This is a genomic window from Streptomyces triticirhizae, assembly GCF_003696235.1.
Lineage (GTDB): Bacteria > Actinomycetota > Actinomycetes > Streptomycetales > Streptomycetaceae > Streptomyces > Streptomyces triticirhizae.
On record NZ_RFFJ01000061.1, the window covers coordinates 23,106 to 29,832 of the forward strand.

At 72.9% G+C, this 6,727-nt stretch carries 8 protein-coding genes and 1 tRNA gene; 4 read left to right on the top strand and 5 right to left on the bottom strand.

What is annotated here, in order from left to right; genetic code table 11:
* Window positions 1–42: 42 nt before the first annotated feature.
* Window positions 43–837 (top strand): histidinol-phosphatase, encoded by a 795-nt coding sequence (gene hisN / locus EBN88_RS13280; RefSeq protein ID WP_122184067.1) that lies wholly within the window; start codon window positions 43–45, stop codon window positions 835–837.
* Window positions 838–940: 103 nt separating this feature from the next.
* On the opposite strand, the gene EBN88_RS13285 is transcribed toward hisN, so the two are convergent.
* Window positions 941–2,392 carry a catalase gene (locus tag EBN88_RS13285; protein WP_199742345.1) on the bottom strand — a complete coding sequence of 484 codons (1,452 nt, stop codon included), beginning with the start codon at window positions 2,390–2,392 and terminating at the stop codon, window positions 941–943.
* A 154-nt stretch (window positions 2,393–2,546) separates the two neighbouring features.
* Between EBN88_RS13285 and EBN88_RS13290 the strand changes: the two genes are divergently transcribed.
* From EBN88_RS13290 to tesB, 3 genes are all read left to right on the top strand, one after another.
* Window positions 2,547–2,966 (top strand): Fur family transcriptional regulator, encoded by a 420-nt coding sequence (locus tag EBN88_RS13290; protein WP_122184074.1) that lies wholly within the window; start codon window positions 2,547–2,549, stop codon window positions 2,964–2,966.
* 42 nt (window positions 2,967–3,008) lie between these two features.
* Window positions 3,009–3,085, top strand: a tRNA-Met gene (locus EBN88_RS13295).
* Window positions 3,086–3,211: 126 nt separating this feature from the next.
* Window positions 3,212–4,093 (top strand): acyl-CoA thioesterase II, encoded by an 882-nt coding sequence (gene tesB / locus EBN88_RS13300; protein WP_122184069.1) that lies wholly within the window; start codon window positions 3,212–3,214, stop codon window positions 4,091–4,093.
* 19 nt (window positions 4,094–4,112) lie between these two features.
* Here tesB and EBN88_RS13305 read toward each other — a convergent pair whose 3' ends face one another.
* From EBN88_RS13305 to EBN88_RS13320, 4 genes are all read right to left on the bottom strand, one after another.
* A complete protein-coding gene (locus EBN88_RS13305; RefSeq protein ID WP_122184075.1) occupies window positions 4,113–4,910 on the bottom strand; it encodes a phosphatase in 798 nt (265 codons plus the stop codon).
* Between the two features lie 154 nt (window positions 4,911–5,064).
* Entirely contained in the window at window positions 5,065–5,601 is a 537-nt protein-coding gene (locus EBN88_RS13310; protein ID WP_122184070.1) for a DUF3618 domain-containing protein, read from the bottom strand.
* Window positions 5,577–6,017 (bottom strand): phage holin family protein, encoded by a 441-nt coding sequence (locus EBN88_RS13315; RefSeq protein WP_122184071.1) that lies wholly within the window; start codon window positions 6,015–6,017, stop codon window positions 5,577–5,579. Before EBN88_RS13315 ends, EBN88_RS13310 begins: the two co-directional genes overlap by 25 nt.
* Before the next feature lies 1 nt (window position 6,018).
* Window positions 6,019–6,549 carry a hypothetical protein gene (locus EBN88_RS13320; protein WP_122184072.1) on the bottom strand — a complete coding sequence of 177 codons (531 nt, stop codon included), beginning with the start codon at window positions 6,547–6,549 and terminating at the stop codon, window positions 6,019–6,021.
* Between the last annotated feature and the right edge of the window lie 178 nt (window positions 6,550–6,727).

The following is a 6,727-nucleotide window of genomic DNA, read 5'->3' on the forward strand; positions in this document are numbered from 1 at the left end:
GGCGCGGCCGGGCGCGGCGGGCCGCCCGCGATACTGGGGGACATGCCCGACTACCACGATGATCTGCGCCTCGCGCATGTGCTGGCCGACGCCGCCGACGCCGCGACCATGGACCGGTTCAAGGCCCTCGACCTCAAGGTCGACACCAAACCGGACATGACCCCGGTCAGCGAGGCGGACCGGGCCGCCGAGGAGCTGATCCGTTCCGCGCTGCGCCGGGCCCGGCCGCGCGACGCGGTGCTGGGCGAGGAGTACGGCAACGAGGGGCACGGGCCGCGCCGTTGGGTGATCGACCCGATCGACGGCACCAAGAACTACGTTCGAGGGGTGCCGGTCTGGGCCACGCTGATCGCGTTGCTGGAGCGCGGCGCCGAGGGCGATGTGCCGGTGGTGGGCGTGGTCTCGGCGCCCGCGCTGAGCCGGCGCTGGTGGGCGGCGCTCGGCGGCGGCGCCTACACCGGGCGGAGCCTGACGTCGGCGAGCCGGCTGCGGGTCTCGGAGGTGGGCACGCTGGCGGACGCGTCGTTCTCCTTCTCCTCGCTGGGCGGTTGGGAGGAGCGCGGGATGCTCGACGGCCTGCTGGACCTGACCCGCTCCTGCTGGCGGACCCGCGCCTACGGGGACTTCTGGTCGTACATGATGGTCGCCGAGGGCGCGGTGGACATCTGCGCCGAGCCGGAGCTGTCGCTGTGGGACATGGCGGCGCCCTCGATCGTGGTGACCGAGGCCGGCGGCCGGTTCACCGGCCTGGACGGCAGGCCCGGGCCGCACGGGGTGGACGCCGCCGCCTCCAACGGGCTGCTCCACGACGAGCTGCTCGCGGCGCTGCGCCGCTGAGCCGTGGCCGTCGCGGGCCCGAACAGGCCGGAGCGGCCGACGCCCTGAGGCAGCCGGCCGCTCCGGGGTGTACGGCAAGCGGTCCCGTGGTTGATCGGGTTGATCAGCCGCGGAGGGCCTGGACCGCGGCGTGGAGCCGCTTGCCGTAGTCCTCGTCCGCCCTGCGGAAGTTCTCGATCGCCCGCTCGGCGATGTCGTCGCGGGAGACCTGGGCGATGGAGCCGGCCAGGTTGGCGATCAGCCGCTCCTTCTCGTCCTCGGACATCAGCCGGTAGAGCGTGCCGGCCTGGCCGTAGTCGTCGTCCTCGGCGTGCGAGGGCGCCGGGTGGTCGCCGGTGACGCCGGAGACGGTGGTGGCCGCCCACAGCGGCTGGTCCGTCTGGGCCGGGCCGCCGAAGCTGTTGGGCTCGTAGTTCTTCGCGCCGCCGTGCCGCCCGTCGTAGGCGTGGCCGTCCCGGCCGTGGGTGCGGGCCTCGGTGGCGTGCGGGCGGTTGACCGGCAGCTGGTCGGCGTTGATCCCGACCCGGTAGCGGTGGGCGTCGCCGTAGGCGAAGAGCCGGCCCTGGAGCATGTTGTCGGGCGAGGGGCCGATGCCCGGCACGAAGTGGTGCGGGGAGAAGATCGACTGCTCGACCTCGGCGAAGACGTTGCGCGGGTTGCGGTTCAGCTCCAGCCGGCCGATCTCGATCGGCGGGTAGTCGGCGTGCGGCCAGACCTTGGTCAGGTCGAACGGGTTGAACCGGTAGGTGGGCGCGTCGGCGACCGGCATGATCTGCGCCTGCACGGTCCAGCTCGGGAAGTCGCCGTTCTCGATCGAGACCCGCAGGTCGCGCTGGTGGCTGTCCGGGTCCTGGCCGGCCAGCACGGCGGCCTCCTCGGCGGTCAGGTTCCTGATGCCCTGGTCCGTCTTGAAGTGGTACTTGACCCAGAACGCCTCGCCGGCCGCGTTGGTCCACTGGAAGGTGTGCGAGCCGTAGCCGTTCATGTGCCGGTAGGAGGCCGGGATGCCACGGTCGCCGAAGAGCCAGGTGACCTGGTGGGTGGACTCGGGCGACAGGCCCCAGAAGTCCCAGACGTTGTCCGGCTCCTGGGAGCCGGTGTACGGGTCGCGCTTCTGGGTGTGGATGAAGTCGGGGAACTTGATGGCGTCCTTGATGAAGAAGATCGGGGTGTTGTTCCCCACCAGGTCGTAGTTGCCCTCTTCGGTGTAGAACTTCAGCGCGAAACCGCGCGGGTCGCGCACCGCGTCCGCCGCGCCCAGGTTGCCCGCCACGGTGGAGAAGCGGAGGAAGACCTCGGTCTCCTTGCCGATCTCGGAGAGGAACGCGGCCCTGGTGTACGGGGTCACGTCGGCGGTCACGGTGAACGTGCCGTAGGCGCCCGCGCCGCGCGCGTGCACCACGCGCTCGGGGACGCGCTCGCGGTTGAAGTGGGCCAGCTTCTCGATGAGGTGCTGGTCCTGGATCAGCACGGGACCCCCGACGCCCGCGACCTGGCTGTGCTGGTTGTCCGCCACGGGAGCGCCCGCCTCGGTGGTGAGGGGGCCCGCTGGGATCTGGTCGGTCATGTGTCGGTCCACGCCCTTCGACTCGGTGTTCTGAGCAGATCCTATATTGGACTTAGTCCAAGTCAAGATGAGTCTCGAATCTGGATGGGCGCCAGAAACGTACATCGTCGGCCGGTGGGCCGGGTCGCGCTAGGCTGTGACCATGAGTGACCTGCTTCAGCGACTGCGTGCCCGTGGCTGGCGACTGACCGCCCAGCGGCGGGTCATCGCCGAGGTCCTGGACGGCGAGCACGTGCACTTCACCGCCGACGAGGTGCACGCCAGGGCCGCCGACCGGCTGCCGGAGATCTCCCGGGCCTCCGTCTACAACACCCTGGGCGAGCTGGTCGCCCTCGGAGAGGTGATCGAGGTCACCACCGACGGCCGCGCCAAGCGGTACGACCCCAACGCCCACGACCCGCACCAGCACCTGGTCTGCTCGGGCTGCGGCGCGATGCGGGACGTGCGGCTGACCGAGGACCCGCTGCGGGCGCTGCCGGCCGAGGGGCGCTTCGGTTTCGAGGTCTCGCAGGTGGCCGTGACCTACTACGGGCGCTGCCCGGACTGCGTGCGGGGCGGCTGATTTGCCTGGCCCCGAGGCGGAGGGCTAGAGTGGAGAACACGACGCGGGGTGGAGCAGCTCGGTAGCTCGCTGGGCTCATAACCCAGAGGTCGCAGGTTCAAATCCTGTCCCCGCTACCAGTCGCGAAGGCCCGGTCCCTGAGTTCAGGGGCCGGGCCTTCGGCGTGCGGGCCTGATCCTCCGCGATGGCCCGGGTTTCGCACCTCCGGTCGTGGGCGGGTGCCCGGGGCCGTGGAGAATCGGACCATGGACGCTACTCTCCAGTACCTTCTCGGTCTTCTCGACCTGGAGCCGATCGAGCGCGACATCTTCCGGGGGGACAGCCACCGTTCCGTCGTCCCCCGGGTCTTCGGCGGGCAGGTGGCCGCCCAGGCGCTGGTCGCGGCCTGTCGCACCGTTCCCGAGGACCGCCTGGCGCACTCGCTGCACTCCTACTTCCTCCGGCCCGGCGACCCCGGCGCGCCGATCGTCTACACCGTGGACCGGATCAGGGACGGGCGTTCGTTCAGCACCCGGCGGGTGGTGGCCGTCCAGCACGGGCAGCCGATCTTCCATCTCTCCGCCTCGCTCCAGACGGTCGAGGACGGCCTCGAACACCAGGAGCCGATGCCCGAGGTGCCCGACCCGGAGACGCTGCCCACGGCGGACGAGCTGCTGCCACGCTACGCGGACCGCTTCGTCGACCCGGCCGTCGTCCAACTCCTGCTGGACGCCCGGCGGGCGATCGACCTGCGGTACGTCAACGAGCCGCCGTTCGCCACCGCCGGGGTGCGGCGCGAGCCGCGCTCGCAGGTGTGGTTCCGGGTCAACGGCAAGCTCGACGGGGAGCACGACAACCCCGTCTCTCACCTGTGCCTGGCCACCTATGTCTCGGACATGACACTGCTGGACTCGGTGCTGCTGGCGCACGGCAGGGGCGGGTGGACGGTCGGCGACATCGTGGGGGCCAGCCTGGACCACGCGATGTGGTTCCACCGGCCGTTCCGGGCGGACGAGTGGCTGCTCTACGACACCGACTCGCCCACCGCGCAGGGCGGCCGGGGGCTGGCGCGGGGGCGGATCTTCACCAGGGACGGGCGGCTGGCGGTCTCGGTGATCCAGGAGGGGCTGATGCGGGTCCCGCGCTGACGCCAGCGGCCCTGGGCGCTCAGACCAGCGGGCTGGGGCCGGCCAGGCCGGCGGTGTCCAGCAGGTAGGCGGTCATCGGCTCGTAGAAGCGCGGGTTGATGACGTGGTCGTCGAGCGGGACGCAGACGCTGAGCGTGCCCTCGTTCTCGCCCAGGAAGAGCGCCGGGTCGTTGCAGTCGGCGTAGCCGATGGTCTCGATGCCGAACTGGGCGGCGCAGCCGGCCCAGCCGTGGTCGGCGATCACCAGGTCGGGCAGCTCCTCGCCCTCCTGGGGCAGCGCCGCCAGGATCTCCGCCATCGGCTGCGGGGAGTGCGTGTGCCAGAGGGTGGCGCCCCGCTCGTACATGGCGACGCCGGCGAGCTGGGCGACCACGCCCTCGTCGGCGGTCAGGCCCAGCGGGACGCGGACCAGCTCGCAGCCGACCGCGCTCAGCGCGGCGGCGGTCTGGGCGTGGACGTCGAGCAGCCCGCCGGGGTGGCCGGTGGCGACGAGGACCCGCTGCCGGTCCTGGGCCGCCTTCCGCAGCAGCGCGGCGGCCCGGTCCAGGCCGTCCACGGTCAGCTCGGGGTCGATGGTGTCCTGGCCCTGCCGGTGCTCGGGGTCGCCGTCGACGCCGCAGCGCTCGGCCATCACGGCCAGCACGTCCTGCTCGTCGTTCCAGCGGTCGCCCAGCTCCAGGCCGAGCCAGTAGTAGCGGTTGCCGTTGGCCAACTCCCGGTAGTGGGCGAGGTTGTTCTCCCTCGGGGTGGCGACCTCGCCGGCGATCCGGGTGCGTATCAGGTGCTCGATCAGTTCCGGACGGGAAGGGGCGGCGATGGTCGGCATGATGCCCAGTATCGCCCGGAGGGGCCGCTTCCGGTGGGGGAGTCGCCGAGCTGTGATCTGTGGAACGAACGGCGGCACGGCAGGGGCGAACCCCCGGCCGGGTGGCCGGGGGCGTCGCGCGGGTCCGTTCGGCCGGGGTGACCGTTCAGCCGGGGTGTGCCGCCCGTTCCCTGGTGTGGCGCGCCGCCTCGGTCGCGGACAGCCGGATCTCGTCGGCCGCCTGGCGCATCGACTCCCTGGCCTCGCTGCCGAACTCGCGGGCCGAGCGGTTGGCCGCGTCGCGCAGCGGGTCCAGCTGGGGTGCGGCGCGCTCCGCGATGCGTCCGGCGGCCCGCTGTTCGCGGTCGCTGCCCGGCAGCACGGCGGCGGCCAGCACGCCGACGGCGAAGCCGACGGCCCCGGCGGCCAGCGGGTTGCCCCTGGCCTGCTCGGCGGCCTGGCCCGCGCCGTCGCGCAGCGACCTCGCGCCGCCCTGGCCGCGCTGCCTGGCCCGCTCGGTGGAGTGGGTGGCGGCCTCGCGGACCCGTTCGCGGGCCCCGGTGGCCGACTCTTTGAACGTTCCGCCGTTGCGGCGGACCGCGCCCATCGGGCTGACCCGGTCGGCCAACCGGTCCAGGTCGCCCGCCAGTTGCTGACGGGTCGACTCGATGTCGCTCCTTATCCGGTCGGATGACGTGCCCATGCTGCGTCCTCCTTCAGGCTCTCCATGGTCTTGGTGGGTTTCGGCGAGAAGCGGCGCAGCCGGCTCCGGCCCAGCAGGAAGAGTGCCGCGCCGAGCAGCGCCCAGGCGCCCGCCACGATCAGGCCGGCCCAGCCCAGGTCCATCACGTTGCCCAGGCCGAACAGGGCGGCCAGCGACAGGAAGAAGGCGACCATCCAGCCGGCGAAGCCGGCGCCGCCCATCATCCCGGCGGCCTTGCCCGCCCGGCCGAACTCCTCCTTGACCTCCGCCCTGGCCAGCTCGGCCTCCTGTCGGACCAGCCGCTGGACGTCGGAGGTGACGTCGGCGAAGAGCGAGCCGATCGAGCCGTCGCTCCCACGCCGACCGGTGTCCCGTCCCGTGTCACCGACGGTGTCGCGCGCTGTGTGCTGTGCCATCTCACGCCTCCGGGTAGCCGGTCCGCTCGGGGTGGTCGGCCTGGTCGAACGTGCCCCGGCGGGCGGAACGCTCCACGGGGTCCGAGGCGTCGGACCCCCGGTCCCGGCTTCGGCCCTGGTCCCGTTCCCCGTCCTGGTCCTGGCTCGCGGCCCGGCCCGCCTTGGCCAGGCGGCCCATGGCGAATCCGGCCAGCGCCGTCGCGCCGACGAAGGCCGCCGGGCGCTGTCTGGCCATGCGCTGGGTGTCGTCCAGCAGCCCGCCCAGGCCACGGCGGTCCAGATAGCCGGCGGCCCGGTGGCCGCCGTCGGCGGCGCGGGCGACCAGGGTTCTGGTCGGGGAGTCGTCGGGCGCCTGCCGCGCCAGCTGGGACAGCTCGTCCGCGACCTGGCGCACCCGGTCGGCGGCCCGGTGCGACTGGGCACGGGCCTGCTCGTCGGCGCGTTCCCGCACCGTGTGGGCGGCGGCCCTGGCCTTGTCGGCGGGCGCTTCCCGCTCGCCGGCCCAGAGGTCGCCGCTGAGTGAGTCAGTCATGGTTCGCTTCCTTACGGCGGCTCGCTTCGAGTGGCCCGGGTAACCGGGACAGGGGAACGGAAACCCCGCCCGCTCAGCCGGCGCCGCCGCGCAGCGCGCGGTGCAGCGTCAGCCACTGCCGGGGCGCGACCCGGCCGACCGGCGCGTCCTCCGGGACGCCGGCCGCGGCCAGCGCGGC

Coding starts and splice junctions, on each gene's coding strand:
- EBN88_RS13320 (WP_122184072.1), bottom strand. CDS start 6,549: ATGACTGACTCACTCAGCGGCGACCTCTGGGCCGGCGAGCGGGAAGCG.
- tesB (WP_122184069.1), top strand. CDS start 3,212: ATGGACGCTACTCTCCAGTACCTTCTCGGTCTTCTCGACCTGGAGCCG.
- EBN88_RS13310 (WP_122184070.1), bottom strand. CDS start 5,601: ATGGGCACGTCATCCGACCGGATAAGGAGCGACATCGAGTCGACCCGT.
- EBN88_RS13290 (WP_122184074.1), top strand. CDS start 2,547: ATGAGTGACCTGCTTCAGCGACTGCGTGCCCGTGGCTGGCGACTGACC.
- EBN88_RS13315 (WP_122184071.1), bottom strand. CDS start 6,017: ATGGCACAGCACACAGCGCGCGACACCGTCGGTGACACGGGACGGGAC.
- hisN (WP_122184067.1), top strand. CDS start 43: ATGCCCGACTACCACGATGATCTGCGCCTCGCGCATGTGCTGGCCGAC.